Origin of the sequence: Nonomuraea antimicrobica, assembly GCF_039536965.1 — a bacterium.
Classification (GTDB): Bacteria; Actinomycetota; Actinomycetes; order Streptosporangiales; family Streptosporangiaceae; genus Nonomuraea; species Nonomuraea antimicrobica.
Map to the genome: position 1 here is coordinate 64,284 of NZ_BAAAZP010000093.1, position 19,631 is coordinate 83,914.

Below are 19,631 nucleotides of genomic sequence, written 5' to 3' on the forward strand. Positions count from 1 at the left end.
GCCTACCCTGGTCTTTCCCTGACAGGGGCAGTCAGGGCCCGGGCGCGCTCCGTACGGCGGGCAGCCGGCCCAGCCCGGTCGCGGCCAGCGCGGCGGACAACGTGCCGAGCAACGCGCACTGGACGCAGACCGCAGCCCACTCCACGCCCGCGGGCAGGTTGGTGAGCGCCGGCAGCCGGGCCGCCAGCAGCAGCAGACCGGCCGCCGACAGCGCGAGTGCCCAGGACGCCGAGCGGCGGCGGGCCAGCACCACCGTCGCGCCCACGGCCCACGCCGCGACCACCATTCCCAGGTCCAGCCACATGTAGATCCACTCCGGATCGCGCAGCCCCAGCGCGAGGGCGGCGCCGGGCCAGCCCAGCAGCGCCAGGCCCGCGGCGGCGGGCGCCAGCGCGAGCGTCCACGGGCCGCGCGTCGGCTCGAAGTCGGAGTGGAAGCCCGCCAGGAGCGCGGCCAACGGCAGCAGTACGAGCGCCAGGCGGGTCGCCTCGGTCAGCGGCCCGTCGCCTGAGTACCCGGCCAGGACCATCGGGACCACGAAGTAGACCACCATGGGCGCGGCGCCCAGCAGGGCCGTCACCTTCGCCCAGCGGACATGGCCGCGGACGATCGCCGCGAACGCGACCGCCGAGCAGACCGTCGCGGCCAGGACGGCGATGGACATCAGCCGCTCGAAGGAGAGCGGTTGGCCCGCGGTGAGTTGGTGGTCGGTGCCGCGGGTGAACTGGTGGGCCAGCCCGATGAGCTCGGAGGTGGCGTACATGCTCTGGTGGGCCAGGCCGAGCAGGGCGAGCAGGCGTACGGCGCGGCCCCAGGCGAAGGCCCGCGGGGTCGCGCCCACGCCGCCCAGCCGCACCCGCACCGACAGCGCGAGCACGCTGGCGATCTCGCCCCAGCGAGGGCGCGGGTTCACCTCGTCGGGCACTTCGCCGGACATCTCCGTGAACGCGGACACCATCTCCTCCTCCCGCTCGGCGCGGTAGGAGGCGGGCAGCAGGCGCAGCACCGACCGGTAGCGCTGTTCGAGCAGGCTCATGCGGCGCCTCCGGCGGTCCTGACGCGCAGGCGGGCCGTGGCGGCGTGCGCGGTGGCGGCCAGCCTGGCGGCCTCCTCCTGGAGCGCGCGGGCGCCCTCGTCGGTGAGCCGGTAGTAGCGGCGCAGCCGCCCCTGCTGCACCTCCTCGCGGTCGAGCGCCACCAGACCGGCCGCGGAGAGGCGGTCGAGGACGCCGTAGAGCGTGCCGATCTTGAGCTGGGTGCGCCCCTCGGACAGCCGGTCGACCTCCTGGAGGATGCCGTAGCCGTGGCGCGGCTCGTCCACCAGCGCCGTCAGCGCCAGGAACATGGGCTCCGTCATATTCATGCACCCACCATATCTTGTCTCGCAGGATATTGTTAGGGGTGCTGTGAGGAGACCGAGACCACCTCGCCCGTCATGTACGAGGCGTAGTCGCTGGCCAGGAAGACGATCACGTTGGCCACCTCCCACGGCTCCGCCGAACGCCCGAACGCCTCCTTGGCCGTCAGCTCGGCCAGCAACTCCTCGCTGGTCACCTTGGCGAGGAACGGGTGCACGGCCAGCGACGGCGCCACGGCGTTGACCCGGACCCCGTGCTCGGCCGCCTCCAGCGCGACGCACCTGGTCAGCGCCATCACACCGGCCTTGGCCGCCGCGTAGTGCGCCTGCCCCCGCTGGGCCCGCCAGCCGACGACCGAGGCGTTGTTGACGATGGCGCCGGAGCCCTGGGCGATCATCTGCCGGAGCGCGGCCCTGGTGCAGCGCATGGTGCCGTTCAGGGTGACGTCGATGACCGCGTGCCACTGGTCGTCGGTCATCTCGGACAGGGGGGCCGTACCGCCGAGGCCGGCGTTGTTGACCACCACGTCCAGCCGGCCGTGCGCCTCCACCACCGCGTCGAACAGCGCCAGCACCTGAGGCTCCGACGTCACGTCGCACGGGACGGCCAGCGGTTTGACGCCCGTCAGCTCCGTCAGCGCGTCGGCGGCGGCCGACAGGCGGCGCTCGTGCCGGTCGGAGACGACGATCGTGGCGCCCTCCTCAGCGCAGCGCCTGGCCGTGGCGTAGCCGATGCCCGCTCCCGCGGCGGCCGTGACCAGGGTGACCTTGCCGTCGAGCAGGCCGTGCGCCTTCGGGTACGACGAGGATCTCTGCTGGGGCATCGGCAGGCTCCAATCAGCGGGGGAGTCCCAGGGTGCGCTCGGCGATGATGTTCCGCTGGATCTCGCTGGAACCGGCATAGATCGTGTCGGCCCGGCTGAACAGGTAGAGCCGCCGCAGGGCGTTCGGCTCGCCCACGAGCCCCGCTCTGCCCTGGACGGCCTGCGCCAGCTCGCCCAGCCTGCGGTGCCACTCCGACCAGTACAGCTTGGCGATCGACGCCTCGGGGCCCGGGTCGGGGCGCAGCATCCTGAGCGCGTTGAGGCGCATGATCTCCAGCTCCAGCCACGAGCGTACGAGCCGGTCGCGCAGCACCGGATCCTCGGCCGCGCCGGTCCGCCTGGCGGTCTCGATGACCGCGGCCAGCTCCCGCCGGAAGCCGATCTGCTGCCCGAGCGTGGACGCGCCGCGCTCGTGGCCCAGCGTGGCCATGGCGACCCGCCAGCCCTCGCCGGGCGCGCCGAGGATGTTGCCCGCCGCCGTGCGCGCGCCGTCGAAGAACACCTCGTTGAACTCCGAGGTCCCGGTGAGCTGCACGATCGGCCGGACCTGCACGCCCGGCCGCCGCATGGGCACCAGCAGGTACGACAGCCCGCGATGCCGCCGCGAGCCCTCCTCCGTACGGCACAGGACGAAGCACCAGTCGGCCACGTGCGCCAGCGACGTCCACACCTTCTGGCCGGTGATCACCCATTCGCCGCCTTCGAGGCGGGCCCGCGTCTGGACGTTCGCCAGGTCGGATCCGGCCTCCGGCTCGGAGTAGCCCTGGCACCACAGCTCCTCGCCCCGCTGGATCGGGGGCAGGAACCGGTCCTTCTGCTCGTCGGTGCCGAACTCGAGGATGGTGGGGCCGATCAGGCCCTCGCCGATGTGGCCCACGCGGGCCGGGGCCTCGGCCCTGGCGTACTCCTCGTGGAAGGCGACCTGGTCCTCCAGGGAGGCGGCGCGGCCGCCGTACCGCTCGGGCCAGGCCAGGCACGTCCAGCCGTGCTTGCCGAGATGGCGTTCCCACGCCTGGCGCAGCTCGTGGCCCTCGTGCTCGCGGCCGGGGCCGCCGAGCCCTCGCGCGGCGGCGAATTCGCCGCTCAGGCTCGCCTCCAGCCAGGCGCGCGCCTCCTCACGAAGGGTCAACGAGCCCCCTCGTCGGACGAGCCGTCGAACGAGCCGTAGGCGCCGCGGAAGAACACCAGCGGACCACCCTCCGCGTACGTGTCGAGCTGGAGCACTCGGGCCACCACGATCACGTGGTCGCCCGCCGGGTGCTCGGCCTCGACGGCGCAGTCGATCCAGGCCAGCGCGCCGTCGAGCACGGGGTTGCCGCCGGGCGAGCCGGTCCACTCCAGGCCCGCGAACTTGTCGCCGCCCTTGGCCGCCATCTGCGCGCAGACGGGCTGCTGGTCCTCGGACAGCACGTTCACGGTGACGACCTTGGCGCCGCGCACCTTCGGCCAGCTCGTGCTCGTGTACGCCACGCAGAACGCCACGAGCGGCGGGTCGAGCGAGACCGAGGTGAAGGAGTTGGCGGCCAGGCCGCACGGTTGCCCGTCCAGCGGGTCGACCGCGGTGATCGCCACCACTCCGGTCGCGAACCTGCCGAGCACCTGACGGAAGCGGCGGCTGTCGAGGTGGCCGTTCGGGCTGTGGTGGGATGGGCCCGGCGGCATGGCGGCTCCGTTGCGAATCCTGCGCTGATGGGGCGTCGGAAGGCCGCGACCGCCGTCCGGCGTGATGAGCCGGGCAGCGTGTGTGCTCATGGTCCGCCTCCTCGTCCACCGAATGCGCCTATCATACCAAGCGCTTGCTTGGACGGTAGGACGATCCTCGAAACGCTGTCAAGTCGCCCCCTCCGACCTGCGTTGACAGGTCCGGACGCGCCCGCCTACCGTGACCGATGTGTCCAAGCGCTTGCTTGAATTCCGCGATCGCACCGCCGTCGCCGGGGTCGGCTACACCCCCTTCACCAAGGACTCCGGCGTCAGCACCCTGACCCTGGCCTGTCGCGCCGTGCTCGCCGCCCTGGAGGACGCGGGGCTGGCCCCCGACGACGTGGACGGCCTGGCCACCCACCGGGTGGGCGACTCCGCCCCGCCCACGCTCGTCGGCCCCGCGCTGGGCCTGACGGACCTGGCCTGGCACCTCGACCAGTTCGGCGGCGGCAGCGTCTCGCACGCGGTGGTCGGCCAGGCCGCGCTGGCGGTGGCCGCCGGGATGGCCGAGACCGTCGTCTGCTACCGGGCCGTCAACGCCCGCTCGGAGTTCCGCATGGGCGGCACCGGCCGGGGCGTGCCGGTCAGCCCGGAGACGCAGTACCAGGCCCCGTACGGGTTCGTGGCCCCACCCCAGCAGTACGCCATGTACGCCCGCGCCCACATGCTCCGCTACGGCACCAAGGAGGAGCACTTCGGCCGGCTCGCGGTGACCCAGCGCGCCAACGCCGCCAAGAACCCGCGCGCCCTCATGCGCGCCCCGATCACCCTGGACGACTACCTGGCCAGCCGGTGGATCGCCGAGCCGTTCCGCCTCCTGGACTGCTGCCTGGAGACCGACGGGGCCTGCGCCGTGGTCGTCACCACCGCCGAACGCGCCCGCTCGCTGCGCCGCCCGCCCGTCCTCGTCTCGGCCGCGGCCTGGGGCGGCGGCACCTCTCATCTCTCCGGTCCCGGCGGTCCTTCCTGGACCGGCCCCGATCCCACCGTGACCGCCGCCGCCGCACTGGCCCCGCGCCTGTACGCCCAGGCCGGGCTCGGGCCCGCCGACATCGACGTGGCCGAGCTGTACGACTGCTTCACGTACTCGGTGATCGTCCAGCTCGAGGACTACGGGTTCTGCGCCAAGGGGGAGGGCGGCCCGTACGTGGACTCGGGGGCCACCGCGCTCGACGGCCCGCTGCCGGTCAACACGCACGGGGGCTTCCTGTCCGAGGGGTACGTGCACGGGATCAACCACCTCGCCGAGGCGGTCTCCCAGCTCCGGGGCGAGGCCGGGGACCGGCAGGTGCCGGGGGCGGAGGTGGCGCTCTCGACGTCCCAGCCCGGCTACATCCTGCCCGCCACCTCGGCCCTGATCCTGAGGAGAGCGTAGTGACGGGTCCTGAGGAGAGAGTGGTGACGGATGCCGAGGGGGCGTCGTGACGGAGTCTGAGGTGGCCTCGTGACGGCCTATCCGCCGCAGCCCGACCGGGACTCCGCGCCCTGGTGGGAGCGGGTCGCCAGGCGGGAGTTCGCGGTGCAGGAGTGTGACGCCTGCGGCACGCTCCGGTTCCCGGCGCGGGCGTTCTGCGCGGCCTGCCGTACGGAGGGGTGGCACTGGCGGGAGGTGGAGCCCGTGGGGACGGTCGAGAGCTGGATCGTCAGCCGTCAGCCGTTCGTGCCGGGGCGCCGCGAGCCATACCTAGTGGTGATGGTCCGGCCTGTGGCGGTTCCGGGCTGTCTGGTGTACGGCAACTGGCGCGCCGCGCGGCACCCGGTGGGCGGCGAGCGGGTCGTGGGGGTGTTCACCGAGGTGGGGGAGGGGTTGACGCTGCTGGACTGGGCGCCGGCCGACGCCGGAACCCCGCGTTCCGCTCCGTACTGACGGAAATCCTCCCGGCTGGTTGATCTTGCGCCGGAAACTGGATTGGTACCAGAAAATCCCACCAGTCCCACCAACAAGAAAGGTGTCCCCGCGTTCGCGTCCCAGGGTTGATGATGAGGCAGTAGGCGTCGTCTACGCGGACGGCACAGACTGGCGGCAGACGTGAGCGGTGAGGACTCGGTGGCGATGGTGACCGGGGGGTCACGCGACGAGATCCTGCCTGCGCGCCCAAGGGCGCGAGCGGGTGCCCGCCCCAGGGCCCGCGCCCCGCCGTCCCGGAAAACGAGAAGGCCCCCATCGGGAGATGGAGGCGTGGGTCTCGTGGTCGGTCCCTGAGTGGAAAACGCGCCCTGGCGGGCGTGGGGGACCCGCCAGGACGCGCTTCCTGCCCCGTGTGCGACGGCGCCAGGACTCCGGCGAGGGATGGAGTCCTAGACCGTTGGCTCGCCCACGGAGTCGATGGGGGGACGTGAAGGTCCCTGCTGCCGGTTACGTGCGGCGATGCGTCGAGCTGTACCGACCGGGTCATCAATGGGACGCGTGACGGGGGCGTCACCCTCCTCGTTCGCGATAAAGGATCCGTCATCGCACCACACGGTCAGCTCAGTCAACACCGATTGCGCGGAGGCGCCGTTGGACATGCTCTGGTAGGTGTGGGTCGATCGCACGCGAGGCGACGCGTAACGCAGTAGACGCGTAGCTTCGCGAGGGTCATGCCAGGGCAGGTATGGCGTACCCGTGCGGACCGGCAACACTGGCCTTCACCCCCTCACCGGCCTTTAGATGGATTTGTACCAACGAATGGATGATGGGCCGGTCGGGGCGGTTTGGTCAAGGGGTTGTGGCCTGCTAGAACCAGATCGTCTAAATTGTTGGAACAAAAGGGGTGAAAGTGGCAAGGTCGGTGCTGTATCAGCAGGTGGCTTCGGAGTTGCGACGGGCCATCTACTCGGGTGTCCTCGGCCCCGGGGCACAGCTACCGACCGAGGCGCAGCTCATGGAAGACCATGGGGTGAGCAGGAACACGGTGAGGCTGGCCCTTGGCGAACTCGTCAACGAGGGACTCGTCACGCGCACGCCGCGGCGCGGAACCGTGGTCAGAGACCGCAGACCGCTGCTGATCTATCCACAGCGGGAGCTGGAGCCGCAATCCAGCGGGGAGTTGCGCGAGGCGTTCGCCTACGCCGTCGCGCAGGAAGGCCGAGCGCCCAGCCAGTACATCGAGGTGCTGACGGTGTCTCCCGTCGAGGAGATCGCCAGCAGGCTGGAACTGGCGGACGGTGAATTGGCGGTGGTGAGGCGTCGTCTGCGGTTCGTGGACGGCCAGCCGTACAACACCAACGATTCCTACTTCCCCCGTGATCTGGTTGCCGACTCCGAGATCGCCAGGCCCGGAGACATCGCGCGAGGGGCGAATCGGGTGCTGGAAGAGTTGGGCCATGCGCAGGTCCGCGTCATCGACGACATCTGGGCGCGGATGCCCAACCAAGAGGAGGCCGAGCGCCTCCAACTCGAACTCGGCACGCCAGTCATGGTCTATGTCCGAGTGGGTTACGACGGGGCCGACATGCCTGTGCGTGTCGCCGTGTCGGTGTTGCCAGCCGACAAACATCTGATCAGATACGAACTCGATCGCCGCTGACGAGTTCGTGGGTGAAGGGGTGATCCCGCCGGCCGGGCGCAGCGAGAAATAGCCGCCTCGCTGGCCTAGGGGAGTCGTGCATACTCCCCTAAATCGCCATTTATCCAGTTTTTTCGGATTATGGCCACATTTCGCCCTCTGCGCGACATTGCGTCCTCACGCTATGTGCCTGCGCTGCAACCCATCGCAACGAAGGGTACGACTTATGCACACCACCACCCTGCTGCACCCGCTCTCCCTCCGCAGAGCGCAACCATCGGACCTTCCCGGCGTGCTCACGCTGCTCGCCGACACCGCCGAGTGGCTCTACACGCGAGGGGTGCGGCAGTGGCCCCGTGGCGGGTTCGGTCCCGAGCGGATCGAGCCGCTCATCGAGGAGCGGGTGCTGTTCCTGCTGGACGACGAGCTCAGATACCTGGACCCCGACGAATCGGCCCCTCCGGTGGCCACCATAGCCCTTGACGACCACGCGGACCCGGAGTTCTGGACTCCGGCCGACAATCCGGGGGCGGCACTCTACATCCACAAACTGGCCGTGGCCCGTCCCTGGTCGGGCTTCGGCCTCGGTGACGCCCTGCTGGACTGGGCCTGCACCGCGGCCCACGCCGCGGGGCTGCCCTGGCTCCGGCTCGACTGCGCCAAGGGCAACCCGCGGCTGCAGCACTACTACCGGACCCGCGGGTTCCGCCACGTCCGCACGGTGGACCTGCCCCATCGGTCGTCCGGGGCGCTCTTCGAGCGGCCGTCGGAGGACGTGACGACCACGGTCTTCCGCGACCTGACCATCGCCGAACTGATCAGCGCCTAGACCAGCAGTCCCGAGTCGCTGCGGTAGCAGTGCGGAGAGCGCGAAGGGTGTTGACGGTCGGTCGGTGAAGACAGACCTCAACACCCTTCTCGCGGCACCGCAGGCGGGCGCCGCCGCGGGGATGCGGTCAGGCGCGGGCGAGCAGCACGCTGGCCGGGCGGTGGTCGGTCGCGCGCCGGTCTCGTGCGGAGCCGTCGCCGCTGACCTGGGCGGCCCAGGCGGCGTGCTCGACCCGCCCGGAACCGGGCACCTTGGCCAGGGGTGAGCCGCCGTCCATCATGGCGGGCGAGAGCAGGATGTGGTCCAGCAGGACCCGCCGGTTCGGCTCCTTGGTGACGAAGTCGTCGAACACGGCGCTGAAGCGCTGGTCCTCCGCGACGTCGGGCCTGGGCGTGGCCGAACAGCCGCTCCGGCTGGTACGGAGAGCCGGCGAGGATGTCCGTCACGTTGTGCGCGAGGTACAACTCCTCGAAGTAGTCCTGGCCGGGCCCGTCGTTCAGGTCGCCGAGCACGACGAGCGCCGAGGCCGGGTCGGCGGTCATCCGCTGTTCCATGGCCTTGCGGATGCGCATCGCCTCGTTGGCGATCCTGCGCCGGTTCCGCCCGTCACCGTCGACGTCGGCCGGCCACGGGTCGATCAGCAGGCTCGCCTCCGACGAAGGCGTCAGGGAGACCGTGACGCGGTCGGGCTTGAACAGCAGGGCCAGCTTCTGGCTCCCGCCGGAGTCGCCCTCCACGAAGTCGTAGACGGCGCGGCCGCCGGCCGTCAGGTACTCGTCGATGAACAACCGCAGCTCGGCCGTGCGGCTCGGTGCCTCCACGAGCGCGACGACGTCGGCGTCCACGGCCGAGATCAGCCCGGCCAGGCGGCCCGCGGCCTCGGCGGTGACGCCCTGCTCGCCGTCTTCGGAACCGTCGTGAGAGAACGTCCGCGTGAACGCGGCAGGCTCGGCGTCGGGGGTGAACCAGTCGTTCATCCACTCCCCGTTGACCGTCGCGACTTTGAGGTTCGACATGGCTGCGTGCCTCCGTTTCACGAGGACCGGCGTCAGGCGGGTCCGCCGGGCGGCGTCGTCAGGGCGGGCGGGCTCAGCGGGATCCCGATCGTCCTGGCGACCTCGGGATGGGCGAGGTACTCCTCGATGTCGTGGGCGCGGCCCGCGGGGTTGGCGACGGGGGTCTCGTCCGGCCCGTTCCGCCAGTGGTCGCCCAGCGGGCAGCCGATGGCGACCGGGTCGATGGGGCACCAGGCGTTGAACCAGCCGGCCACCCGGTCGGGGCGCAGCGGCCCGCCGTTGAGCAGCCGCCGGTACACGCGGGAAGTGATCCCGGTGGAGTCGGTCGCGCCGGCACCCCGTACTCGAGGGACGGTCTTCGGGGTGGTGTGAATCGGGGGAGAAGCTCCAGTGGGTGAAAGATACAGCGTGCTCCGGGACATGAGCGGCGTGAGCACGGCAAGCCCCTATGAGTCGGCCCGGCCGCCGGGGCCCGTGCCGCCACAGGTCCTCGCCGGCGGCGAGCCGCACGTGGAGGTGCTCGAACTCGGCAAGAGCGACCTGCGCGAGGTGTCCCGCGACCCCGAGGTGCGGGCGGTGGCGCCGGTCATGCCGACCATGCTCATCCAGCCGGTCGAGGACGGCTCCGACGGCCGGGCGGAGGCCGCCGCGGCCACCTGGGGCGTCAAGGCCGTGGGCGCCGACGTCTCGACGCGGACGGGGGCGGACGTGATCGTCGCCGTCCTCGACACCGGCATCGACGCCACCCACCCCGCCTTCACCGGCGTCACGCTCATCCAGGAGGACTTCAGCGGCTCGGGCGTGGGCGACAAGCAGGGCCACGGCACGCACTGCGCCGGTACGGTCTTCGGCTGGGCGGTGGACGGCACCCGCATCGGCGTCGCGCCCGGCGTGACCCGGGCCGCGATCGGCAAGGTGCTCGCCGACGACGGCAGCGGCGACACCGAGGGCCTGCTGCGGGGCCTGGAGTGGGCGCTGCGCCAGGGCGCGCAGGTGATCTCGATGTCCCTGGGGTTCGACTTCCCCGGCATGGTGCAGCGGCTGGTGGACATGGGACGGCAGCCCAAGTTCGCCACGTCGGTGGCCCTGGAGGCGTACCGCGCCAACCTGCGGCTCTTCGACGCGCTCATGCGGATGGTGGCCGCTCGCGAGGCCGTCGGCCCCGGCACCCTCGTCGTGGCCGCGGCGGGGAACGAGAGCGAGCGTCAGATCCATCCCGACTTCGAGATTGCGGTGTCGCTGCCCGCCGCCGCGGAGGGCGTCATCGCGGTCGGCGCTCTGGCGCAGTCGCCCACCGGCAACGGTCTGGTCATCGCGCCCTTCTCCAACACCTTCCCGCAGGTCAGCGCGCCGGGGGTGGGTGTGGTCTCCGCACGGGCCGGCGGCGGCCTGCGCTCGCTGAGCGGCACCAGCATGGCGACCCCGCACGTCGCGGGCGTGGCGGCGCTGTGGTGGGAGGACGTGCTGAAGTCGCCGCTGCCGGCCACGTCGTCCACGGTGCTCGCCCGCCTGTTCGCCAACGCCGCCGTCAGCCCGCTGGCCTCCGGTGTGGACGTGGCCGATCGCGGCGTCGGCCTGGTGCGCGCCCCGTAGCCTGGGGGTCGCGAGCAGGGACTCCCGCCGCCTGGGGTTTCGGCCTCGGGCGGCCTCGCGTTTTCCGTGCGGATGGTCGGGTGCGGGGTTTTCCGGCGGTCGCGCATTCAACAGTTCGGCCGCCCGGGCCGTCTATCCCCCGACGGAACGAGGAAAGGCACAGGCCATTGGAAGACGATCCCCGCTTCGAGGAGTTCGTGGCGGAACGGGCCGACGCCCTGTTGCGCTACGGCTACCTGCTGAGCGGCAACCCGCACGACGCGGCCGACCTGACGCAGGAGGCCCTGATCCGGCTGCATCAGGCCTGGCCGCGGGTACGGCGGAAACAGGCGCCCGAGAGCTACACCCGGATGATCATGGCCAGGCTGCACATCAGCACGTGGCGGTTGCGCAGGCGTGAGCGGCCGGACTGGGCGCTGCCCGAGACGGCCCGGTTCGACACACCGCCCTCCGATAGCGACGACGGCCTGTGGCAGGCGCTTGGCACGCTGCCGCGCAAGCAGCGGGCCGTGCTGGTGCTGCGCTACTACGAGGACCTGTCCGACATGGAGATCGCCGACGTGCTCGGCATCTCCCGGGGCACCGTACGCAGCCACGCCTCCCTCGGCCTGGCCAAGCTCCGCTCCGTCCTGCCCAGCCCCTCACAGATGAACGGGAGCCCCGCATGACCGACCAGTTGGAATCCCGCCTGCGCGCGACGCTCGGAACCGCCGCCACGCGGGCGCCACAGGCCCCGACCGAGTTCTCCACGGAGGTGGTGTCCCGGTCACGGCGGCGTAGGGTGCGCAGGAACGCCTTGGTGTCGGGCATCTGCGTGGTCGCGATCGCCGCGCCGGTCGCGCTGCTGGCCACCCGCGGCATGGGGGAGGGCGGCAACGTCGCCAGCGTCGCCACCTCCTCGCCCACGTGGAACTCCATCTCGAACATGACCCCCGTCGGGCAGCGCCTGACGATCGAGAATCCCGCGGAGGAGCGCCCCATCTCGCTGTGGTTCGCCAAGGCCGACAACGGCGCCAACGGCTTCTGCACGGAGTACATGAGCAGGTCCGGCGGGAGCACGAAGTCCTGCAGCGGCGCGCCGATCGACGGCGAGACCGCCACGGTCCAGGGCTCCACCGAGTCGTTCCCCCCTGCCGTCACGGGAAAGGTGCTGCACTTCGGCACCGCGCGGCCCGAGGTGTCCCGGGTCACGGCCGTGCTCCGCGAGGGCGGACGGGTCACCGGCACGCTCCAGACGCCGCAGGGCGCTCCTCAGGCCGTCTGGACGGTCTCCGTTCCCACGGACGAGACGGTGACGGCGTTCGAGTTCGCGGGCGGCGACGGCGAGACGATCAAGCGGATCGCGCCACAGCCCCTGGTGGTGCCCGAGGCCGACGCCAAGCCGGTCGGTCCTGCCAAGGAGATGCCCGGCAAGCTCGACGTGGGGCTCTACGAGACCCCCGACAGGAACCTGATCTGGAAACTGGACGGGAGGGCCGTGGGGTTGAACCTCCTCTCGCCCGGCATGGCGGTGATCGAGAGAGGCGGCCCCGACCGGGCGCTGACCGACATGGGCGGCAAGCCCATGAACGTGGAGTTGAGCGAGCACAAGAAGCACTGGTTCGGCATCGCGAGCACGAAGACCCGACGCGTCGTGATCGTCTTCAAGGACGGCACCACGGTGAGCGCCCCCACCGTGCCCGATCCGTGGAAGGTCGGCGGTTTCCGGATGTTCGCCGGAACGCAGGACCGCACCGACGACATCTACGCGGAAGGCTTCAGGGTCGTCGGATATGACGAGGACGGCACGGAGCTCTGGCGCGAGGACCACGAATCCACCCGCTAGGAGCGCCGGTAGGCCCTTCGCGTCGGGGGCGGGCGGCGGCGACGGTAGATCGGGGGCCGTCCCCGCCGAACGCCTCGGTGGGCACAGCGGCCTCTGTTTCCTCATGGGTAGCACGACACTTTCGGACGCAAAGGCGCAGATCACCATATAACCTCTCCTCCATGACCGGATCCCTGCTCGAGGTGATCGCGCTCAACGTGCGCGACGCCGTGGCCGCCGAACAGGGCGGCGCCGACCGCCTGGAGGTGGTGGCCGACATGGCGGCAGACGGGCTGACCCCCTCCCCGGAGACGGTCGCCGAGATCGCCGCCGAATGCCCTCTCCCGCAGATGGTGATGCTCCGCTGCGACGCCAACTTTCTCGCCGACCCCGATGTGCTCGACCGGCTCAGGCGCGACGCCAAGACGCTCGCGCAGGCGGGTGCGGCGGGTTTCGTGTTCGGGTTCCTCGACGGCGGGGGCGTGGTGGACCTGGCGGCCACCGAGGCGCTCATCCACGCCGTCTCCCCGCTCCCGTGGACGTTCCACCGCGCCGTCGACCACGCCGCAGACGTGCAGGCGGCCTGGCGGGCCGTACGGCTGCTGCCCAACCTGGCCACCGTGCTCACTTCGGGCGCGCCCACCGGCGTGGGCGACGGGCTGCCCGTGCTGAAGGCGCGGGCCGACGCAGGGGACGGGTCGATCGTGCTGGCCGGCGGCGGCCTGCGGCCCGCCCACGTGCCGGCGCTGCTCGACTACGGCGTCCGCGCCTTCCACGTCGGGTCGGCCGTACGGGCGAGCTGGTCGGACCCGGTCGAGCCGGGCCTGGTACGCCAGTGGCGTTCCCTGGTCGAACGCGACTGAGCCACCGCCCTGTCAGAGGGCTACTCGGGCAGGGCGAGTGCCGCGTCGGCGCGGCGCAGGGCGGCGGCCAGTGTGCGGATCGTGGCGGGCTCGTCCATGACGCCGCCCTCGGCCGGTCGCCGCTCCTCCCAGGCCCGCACCCGCTCCCGGTAGGAGTCGTAGCGGGCCAGGTGGCAGGCGTAGACGGTGGCGAAGCGGCTGACCAGGTGCGACGGGTGCATGTCCCAGCCCTGGTGGAAGCCGTGCCGCAACGAGTGCCGTACCAGCTCCGCGTGCCGCCGCCACAGCCCGTGGACGTCCGCCGTTCGATCGGAGGCAGGTGAGGCGGCCAGCGAGCCGTCGGACAGCTCCACCCCGGTGCCCGCGAACGCCGTCTGCACGACGTGCCGCGCGTGGTCGCAGGCCGGATGGTCGAGCCGCTGCTCGTGCGGCGGCAGCCCGATCGCGGCGGTGTAGTCGAAGACCCCGAAGTGCGCCGCCGCCAGCCGCCCGCCGAGCGACTCGTTCAGGTCGCCCCGCAGGAACGGCAGCGTCTGCGGCGCCTCCACCTGCATCTCGAACCGCAGCCGCACCCCGAAGCGCGCCTCCAGCTCCGCCAGCACACCGGCGAACTGCCCCAGGTACGCCTCCATCAGCACCTTCGGGAACGTCACCGTGAAGCCCTCGGGCAGCTCGCCCACCCGGGCGACGACCCCGGCGAGAAACCCGTCCAGCGTCCGCACCGACCGCGCGGGATCTCCGTCGGCGAACGACTTCACCCGTGGCCCCCACCGCCGCGGCAGCGTCCCCGCGGCGTGCATCGCGGCGACCGCGTCGGCGGCCTGCTCGACGTGCCCGTCCTCCTCGGCCCCCGGCCGCACGCCGTAGCCGTCCTCGAAGTCGACGCGCAGGTCCTCCACGGGCTCCGCGGCGAGCTTGCGCCCCACCCTGTCGTGCACGTCGGCGGCCAGCGGCGCGGGCACCCCGAAGACCTCCGCCAGCTCGCCCGGCCCCGCCAGATGCGCCTTCACCAGGGACGACGCCTGATCGCCCCACTCGGCCACGGTACGCGCGGAGAACCGGTCGGCGGGCACGTACACGGTGTGCACCGGCTGCCAGCCCGGCTCCACAGCGGGATCGACGCCGGGAAAGCGGGCCTGCTGCACCCGGTACGCCCGCTCGAACCCCTCAGGGACGTGACGCACGGAGCATGGCCTCCAACCCCACCAGCTTGACGCGCTCGCCCCGGCCCAGCGTGCGGGCCAGCTCGCCCTCGGCCTCCTCGATGGCCCGCCACTCCTCGTACGTCACTGGCCGCACCCCGCGCTCGGCCAGCAGCGCGTCGATGCCGTGGCGCCCGGCCCCGGGCCTGCCGCCGAGGTCGGCCAGCAGTGTGCGGACGGTCTCGGCCGCGTCGGACTTGTTGGTGCCGATCACCCCGGTCGGCCCGCGCTTGAGCCAGCCCGCCACGTATTCGCGCTCACGCACGCGCCCTGCCTCGTTGGGCACGGTCATGGTCTTCTCCGAGAACGGCACCCCGGGCAGCGGAACGCTCTGGTAGCCCACCGAGCGCAGCACCATGCCCACCGGCAGCGTCTCGTACTCGCCGGTGCCGATCACGCGCCCGTCGTCGGACAGGCGGGTGCGTTCGAGCTTGAGCCCTTCGACCCGCTCGGTGCCGAGGATCTCCACCGGCCGCAGCCAGAACCGTACGTCGAGGCGGCGCGGGCGGCCCACCGGCTCGCGACCCGCCCATTCCTGGAGGACCTTGATGTTGCCCTGGATCTGGCGGGGGAAGTCGCCGCCGAGCACGACGGCCTCCTCGGGGCGCACGCAGACGTCGGCGTTGGCCAGCTCGCCCAGCTCGCGCAGCTCCTTCAGGGTGAACTTGGCGTGCTCGGGCCCTCGCCGGCCCACCATGTGAATGGCCTTCACCTGGCTGTCGCCGAGGCGTTCGAGCACCTCGTGGGGCACGTCGGTGGCGCGCAGCTCGTCGGCGGTCTTGGCCAGCACGCGTACGACGTCGACCGCCACGTTCCCGACCCCGATCACCGCGACCTCGGAGGTGTCGAGCGTGAACCGGTCGGGATCGACGTCGGGATGCCCGCAGTACCAGTTGACGAAGTCGGTCGCCGCCACGCTGCCGGGCAGGTCTTCACCGGGGATGCCGAGCTTCCTGTCGACCATCGCGCCCGTGCAGTAGACCACCGCGTCGTAGGCGCCCAGGAGATCCTCGACCGACAGGTGCGCGCCGAGCGTGACGCCGCCCAGGAAGCGCACCTCGGGCAGCTCCAGCACCCTGCGCAGGTAGTTGGCGATCGACTTGATCGACGTGTGGTCGGGCGCGACGCCGTATCTGACCAGGCCGTAGGGGGTCGGCAGGCGTTCGAGCACGTCGACCTCGACAGGCTCGGCCGACTGCTTCACCAGGGCCTCCGCGGTGTAGATCCCGGCAGGGCCCGACCCGATGACCGCCACGTGCAACGTCACGCCGCCTCCCTATGCCGGTGATTGTGGTACACGGGCCACGTGTCCCACCAGATGCAACCGGCCAGTGTGATCGATGTATCCCCGGTCGCCGGTGCGGATGAACCCGTCCCTGGCGAATACCGCGCGATCGGGGCTCCTGCCAAGGTAACCGCTCATGACCGCGTCGGAGCGGAGGAGCACCTCGCCCGGGTCCTCGCAGGGCAGCGGACGGCCCTCGCGGTCTCTGATCGACAGGTCCACGCCGCCGCGCGGCCTGCCCACGCTCACCTCCGCGGTCTCCGGCGGGTCGTCGGGCCGCGTGCCCATGCCCAGCCCGGCTTCGGTGCAGGTGTAGCGGTTGCACACGGGCACGCCGTACTTGCTGCGCAATGCCCTGATCAGCTCGGGCGCGGCCGGAGCGCCGCCGCACAGGACGAGCGCCAGGCCGGGCAGGTCCTCGCCGCCCTCCAGGATGCGCGCCAACTGGTACGGGCTCCCCTGCAACACCCCGATCCCGTGCCGGCGGATCACCCGCAGGGCGGCCTCCGGGCTCCACTCGGGCACGACGTGGCAGGTCCGCCCGGTCTGGAGGAACACCGGCAGGCGGGTCGCGAACCCGAGCCGCCCCAGCGGGTACGGCACCAGCCGCGCCTCACCCGCGCCCTGCTGCGTCCCCCAGTGCGTGCCGGCCCCGTGGGCCCGGATCGCCTCCAGTTGGCGGTTGCCGAACACCACGGCCTTCGGCGGGCCCGTCCTGCCCGAGGTGAACGTGATCACGACCGGCCGCGCCGGGTCCGGCGGGAACGGCGGGGGCGGCGGCTCGTTCCTGCGCAACCCGGTGAGCAGGGCCGGGTCGTACGCCCGCGCCCCGCGCCCGTCGCGCTCGACGGGCAGCGTCACCACGTCGAGCCCGGCCAGCGGCGGCAGCACGCCGGGAACGGTCACGATCAGGGCCGGGTCGAGCGTGCCGAGCAGCTCCATGCGCGCGGTGCCGATGCCCGCGGTCACCGCGCCGATCTTGGCCGCGGCGACGTAGCAGATCACGAACTCCGGCCCGTCGGGCAGCGCGAGCACCACGAGGTCGCCGATGCGCACCCCGCGATGGGCCAGCCCGGCGGCGACCTGGTCGGAGAGCCGGTCCAGCTCGGCGAAGGACAGCGAGGTGTCGCCGGTGACCACAGCGGCGCGTCCCCCGAACCTCCGTGCGGCCTCACCGGCAAGCAGGCGCAACATGGCAGCTCCCGGGGCGAAGGTCCTCCTTCTACGCTACTCGTTCATCCAGCCTTGTGGCGTAAGGCTTGTTTGTCGACTTTGCCGTTGGGGTTGGTGGGAAGGGAGTCGAGCACCGTGACCCGCCTGGGCACCTTGTAGCCGGCCATGTTGTCCCTGGCCCAGGCGAGCAGGGCGGCGGGATCGGGGGGCCGTACGCCCGGCCGCGCGACCACGTACGCCAGCCCGGCCTCGCCCGACACCGGGTCGGGCACGCCGATCACCGCGGCCTGCGCCAGCGAGCCCTGGCGCAGCAGGAGCGACTCGACCTCGGCGGGGGAGACGTTGAAGCCGTTGACGATGTACAGCTCCTTCTTGCGGTCCACGATCGCGAGGTTGCCCGCCTCGTCCAGCACGCCCACGTCGCCCGTGTGCAGCCAGCCGTCCGCGTCGATCACCTCGGCCGTCCTGGCGGGCTCGCCCCAGTAGCCGCGCATCACGCCGTAGCCGCGTTGCAGGATCTCGCCGCGCTCGCCGGGCGCGACCTCGGCGCCGTCGTCGTCCACGATCCTGACCTCGATGCCCGGCACCGGCCTGCCCGTGGTGGCGGCGATCACGTCGATCGGGTCGCCCTCCCGGGTCATCGAGACGACCGTGCCCTCCATCAGCCCGTACGCGTTGATCACACGTTCCAGCCCCACCCGCTCGACCAGCCGGGTGATCAGCCGGGCCGGCACGGCGGCGGCCCCGCAGATGGCCACCCGCAGCGACGACACGTCACGCGCGCCCCGGTCCAGCTCGTCCAGCACCCGGTGGAACAGCGTGGGCGGCCCGGCCAGCACCGTGACCCGCTCGGCGGAGATCAGCGACATCAGCGCCTCCGGCGGGAGGGCCGGGACCGGCAGCATCGTGGCCCGGCGCAGCACGCACGCGACGAGCCCGGCGTTCAGCCCGAACCCATGGTTGAACGGGGCGATCACCGGATACCGGTCACGCTCGTCCAGCGTGACGATCTCCGACCAGTCCCAGTAGCCGCGCAGGACCTGGTGGTGGTCGAGCATGACGCCCTTGGGCACGCCCGTGGTGCCCGAGGTGGACATGATCTCGCACAGATCCTCGGGCCGTACGGCGAGCGCCCGCTCCTCCGCCTCCGGCGCGGGCACCCCTGCACCGAGATCGGACAAGCCCGCCGTGCCAGGACCGAGCACGTGTTGCAGGGTGGGCAGCGGGGGCAGCAGGTCCGCCAGCGGGGACTCCGACGGCCCCGCGCCGGTGACCAGCACCCGTGCCCGCGTCTTCTCGATGAGCTGGGCCGCCTCGAACCCCTTGTAGCGGGCCGACAGCGGCACGATCACCGCGCCCGCGTCCCAGATCCCGAACGCGTGTGCCACCCAGGACGCCGAGTTCACCCCCCACACGGCCACCCGGTCGCCGGGGGCCACGCCGAGCGCGATCAGGCCCCGGGCGATCCAGGACGCCGCCGCCCGCAGCTCCGACAGCGTCAGGCGCGCGCCTCCTGGCTCGGCGACGACCGTGTCGTCCGGGTGCCGTGCGGCCTGGTCGCGCAGCATCCGGGGAAGCGTTCCCCAGTCCGGCATCGATCCCATCGGCTGCCCCTTGCGTCGCTGGTGAGCGTCTAGGCGATGAGCGCCCGGTCCCTTCCGAGGTGGTGGCCGCGCAGGTCGTTCACGGTGCCGGGGGAGGGGGTCTCGGAGATCTCCCCGGCGATCTCCACGGCGACCGAGACGGGGGTCAGGGCGCGTACGGCCTGCTCGATCCGCGCCTTCCACATCGGGTTGCCGACCAGGCTCTCCCGTCCGAACGTCACCGTCAGCACCACCGTGTCCAGCGTCCCCTGGCGGCCGACGGTCAGCTCCCACCCCGTCACGCCGTCGATCCGCGACAGCGCCTTGTCCACCCGTGGCAGCGCCAGCCACACGCCCCTCACCAGTACGTGCTCTCCCACCGTGTGGGCGGGCGCGGGCAGGCCGGGACCGTCCGGCCGGGCGACCAGACCGGTCCTGAGCACGGCGTCGCCGAGCGTGGCGTGGGCGCGCGGGGTGACGACCAACTCGACCGGACCGGCCGTCAGGTCCGCAGTGGTGTCCTTGTTCAGGGCGGCAAGCCCCAGCAGGCCGTCCGCCAGCGGCCGGAGCGGCTCGTCCTCGTCCGCGCGCCAGGCCAGGGCGCCGCCGCCGAACGGGTCGGACAGCACCTCGGTGACCCGGGCCCCGAACTCCTGCGCCAGGTGCCGCAAGGTGCGCTTGGAGGCGATCTCGCCGGTCAGGACGATGGTTCCGAGCCCGAGGTCCAGCGGGTCCAGCAGGAACTCCAGGTGCAGCCGGGCCAGGAGGTCCATCGCCCCCGTGGGGGTGGCGACCAGCGTGGTGGCCCTGAGCGCGGACAGCGCGTGGTGCAGGCGCATCCGGCCGCGCGGGCCCACGCTCGCCGCCGCCTCCGCCACGTCCGCCGCGGCGGCGGCCCACAGCGCGCCGGC

The 19,631-nt window shown here is 72.1% G+C and carries 20 protein-coding genes; 8 read left to right on the forward strand and 12 right to left on the reverse strand.

The genetic code is table 11. The annotated features are described in order from the left end of the window. Window positions 1-31: 31 nt before the first annotated feature. From ABD844_RS25890 to ABD844_RS25910, 5 genes are read right to left on the reverse strand one after another with little or no spacing between them, the layout of a single operon-like run. Window positions 32-1,036, reverse strand: coding sequence for a hypothetical protein (locus ABD844_RS25890; protein WP_344883085.1), 1,005 nt, complete (start codon window positions 1,034-1,036; stop codon window positions 32-34). Then, window positions 1,033-1,362 carry a PadR family transcriptional regulator gene (locus tag ABD844_RS25895; RefSeq protein WP_344883088.1) on the reverse strand — a complete coding sequence of 110 codons (330 nt, stop codon included), beginning with the start codon at window positions 1,360-1,362 and terminating at the stop codon, window positions 1,033-1,035. Before ABD844_RS25895 ends, ABD844_RS25890 begins: the two co-directional genes overlap by 4 nt. 32 nt (window positions 1,363-1,394) lie before the next feature. Further along, window positions 1,395-2,180, reverse strand: a complete 786-nt coding sequence (locus ABD844_RS25900; protein ID WP_344883090.1) for an SDR family oxidoreductase — start codon at window positions 2,178-2,180, stop codon at window positions 1,395-1,397. A gap of 13 nt (window positions 2,181-2,193) precedes the next feature. Next, window positions 2,194-3,309 carry an acyl-CoA dehydrogenase family protein gene (locus ABD844_RS25905; protein ID WP_344883093.1) on the reverse strand — a complete coding sequence of 372 codons (1,116 nt, stop codon included), beginning with the start codon at window positions 3,307-3,309 and terminating at the stop codon, window positions 2,194-2,196. Beyond that, entirely contained in the window at window positions 3,306-3,932 is a 627-nt protein-coding gene (locus ABD844_RS25910) for a flavin reductase family protein (RefSeq protein ID WP_425568652.1), read from the reverse strand. Before ABD844_RS25910 ends, ABD844_RS25905 begins: the two co-directional genes overlap by 4 nt. 139 nt (window positions 3,933-4,071) lie before the next feature. Between ABD844_RS25910 and ABD844_RS25915 the strand changes: the two genes are divergently transcribed. From ABD844_RS25915 to ABD844_RS25930, 4 genes are all read left to right on the forward strand, one after another. Continuing rightward, the gene (locus ABD844_RS25915) at window positions 4,072-5,259 is read left to right on the forward strand and encodes a thiolase C-terminal domain-containing protein (RefSeq protein ID WP_344883096.1); all 1,188 of its coding nucleotides are present in this window, start codon (window positions 4,072-4,074) and stop codon (window positions 5,257-5,259) included. Between the two features lie 69 nt (window positions 5,260-5,328). Next, window positions 5,329-5,751, forward strand: coding sequence for a Zn-ribbon domain-containing OB-fold protein (locus ABD844_RS25920; protein WP_344883099.1), 423 nt, complete (start codon window positions 5,329-5,331; stop codon window positions 5,749-5,751). Between the two features lie 904 nt (window positions 5,752-6,655). Beyond that, window positions 6,656-7,393 (forward strand): GntR family transcriptional regulator, encoded by a 738-nt coding sequence (locus tag ABD844_RS25925; protein ID WP_344883102.1) that lies wholly within the window; start codon window positions 6,656-6,658, stop codon window positions 7,391-7,393. Between the two features lie 205 nt (window positions 7,394-7,598). Next, window positions 7,599-8,201, forward strand: a complete 603-nt coding sequence (locus ABD844_RS25930) for a GNAT family N-acetyltransferase (protein ID WP_344883105.1) — start codon at window positions 7,599-7,601, stop codon at window positions 8,199-8,201. Window positions 8,202-8,278: 77 nt separating this feature from the next. Here the strand turns inward: ABD844_RS25930 and ABD844_RS25935 are convergent, their stop codons facing one another. Both ABD844_RS25935 and ABD844_RS25940 read right to left on the reverse strand, forming a co-directional pair. After that, window positions 8,279-9,217: an endonuclease/exonuclease/phosphatase family protein gene (locus ABD844_RS25935; RefSeq protein WP_344883108.1), complete on the reverse strand. Its 939-nt coding sequence runs from the start codon at window positions 9,215-9,217 to the stop codon at window positions 8,279-8,281. Window positions 9,218-9,249: 32 nt separating this feature from the next. After that, entirely contained in the window at window positions 9,250-9,516 is a 267-nt protein-coding gene (locus ABD844_RS25940) for a hypothetical protein (RefSeq protein ID WP_344883111.1), read from the reverse strand. A gap of 121 nt (window positions 9,517-9,637) precedes the next feature. Between ABD844_RS25940 and ABD844_RS25945 the strand changes: the two genes are divergently transcribed. The 4 genes from ABD844_RS25945 (at window position 9,638) to ABD844_RS25960 (ending at window position 13,477) form a co-directional block, all read left to right on the forward strand. Further along, complete coding sequence (locus ABD844_RS25945; RefSeq protein ID WP_344883114.1) at window positions 9,638-10,810, forward strand: S8 family peptidase; 1,173 nt, start codon at window positions 9,638-9,640, stop codon at window positions 10,808-10,810. 167 nt (window positions 10,811-10,977) lie between these two features. After that, complete coding sequence (locus ABD844_RS25950; protein WP_344883117.1) at window positions 10,978-11,478, forward strand: SigE family RNA polymerase sigma factor; 501 nt, start codon at window positions 10,978-10,980, stop codon at window positions 11,476-11,478. Further along, window positions 11,475-12,635, forward strand: coding sequence for a hypothetical protein (locus ABD844_RS25955; RefSeq protein WP_344883120.1), 1,161 nt, complete (start codon window positions 11,475-11,477; stop codon window positions 12,633-12,635). The genes ABD844_RS25950 and ABD844_RS25955 overlap by 4 nt, the downstream gene beginning before the upstream one ends. Before the next feature lie 161 nt (window positions 12,636-12,796). Next, window positions 12,797-13,477, forward strand: coding sequence for a copper homeostasis protein CutC (locus ABD844_RS25960; protein ID WP_344883124.1), 681 nt, complete (start codon window positions 12,797-12,799; stop codon window positions 13,475-13,477). 20 nt (window positions 13,478-13,497) lie between these two features. On the opposite strand, the gene ABD844_RS25965 is transcribed toward ABD844_RS25960, so the two are convergent. The 5 genes from ABD844_RS25965 to ABD844_RS25985 all read right to left on the reverse strand — a co-directional run. After that, on the reverse strand, window positions 13,498-14,661 hold the full coding sequence (locus ABD844_RS25965) for a DUF6986 family protein (RefSeq protein WP_344883127.1): 1,164 nt from the start codon (window positions 14,659-14,661) through the stop codon (window positions 13,498-13,500). After that, a complete protein-coding gene (locus tag ABD844_RS25970) occupies window positions 14,645-15,946 on the reverse strand; it encodes an FAD-dependent oxidoreductase (protein WP_344883130.1) in 1,302 nt (433 codons plus the stop codon). The genes ABD844_RS25965 and ABD844_RS25970 overlap by 17 nt, the downstream gene beginning before the upstream one ends. A gap of 9 nt (window positions 15,947-15,955) precedes the next feature. Continuing rightward, window positions 15,956-17,158 carry a class I adenylate-forming enzyme family protein gene (locus tag ABD844_RS25975; RefSeq protein WP_344883132.1) on the reverse strand — a complete coding sequence of 401 codons (1,203 nt, stop codon included), beginning with the start codon at window positions 17,156-17,158 and terminating at the stop codon, window positions 15,956-15,958. 41 nt (window positions 17,159-17,199) lie between these two features. Then, window positions 17,200-18,741 carry an AMP-binding protein gene (locus ABD844_RS25980; RefSeq protein ID WP_344883135.1) on the reverse strand — a complete coding sequence of 514 codons (1,542 nt, stop codon included), beginning with the start codon at window positions 18,739-18,741 and terminating at the stop codon, window positions 17,200-17,202. A 29-nt stretch (window positions 18,742-18,770) separates the two neighbouring features. After that, on the reverse strand, window positions 18,771-19,631 hold an 861-nt coding region (locus ABD844_RS25985), incomplete at its 5' end, for a hypothetical protein (RefSeq protein WP_344883138.1).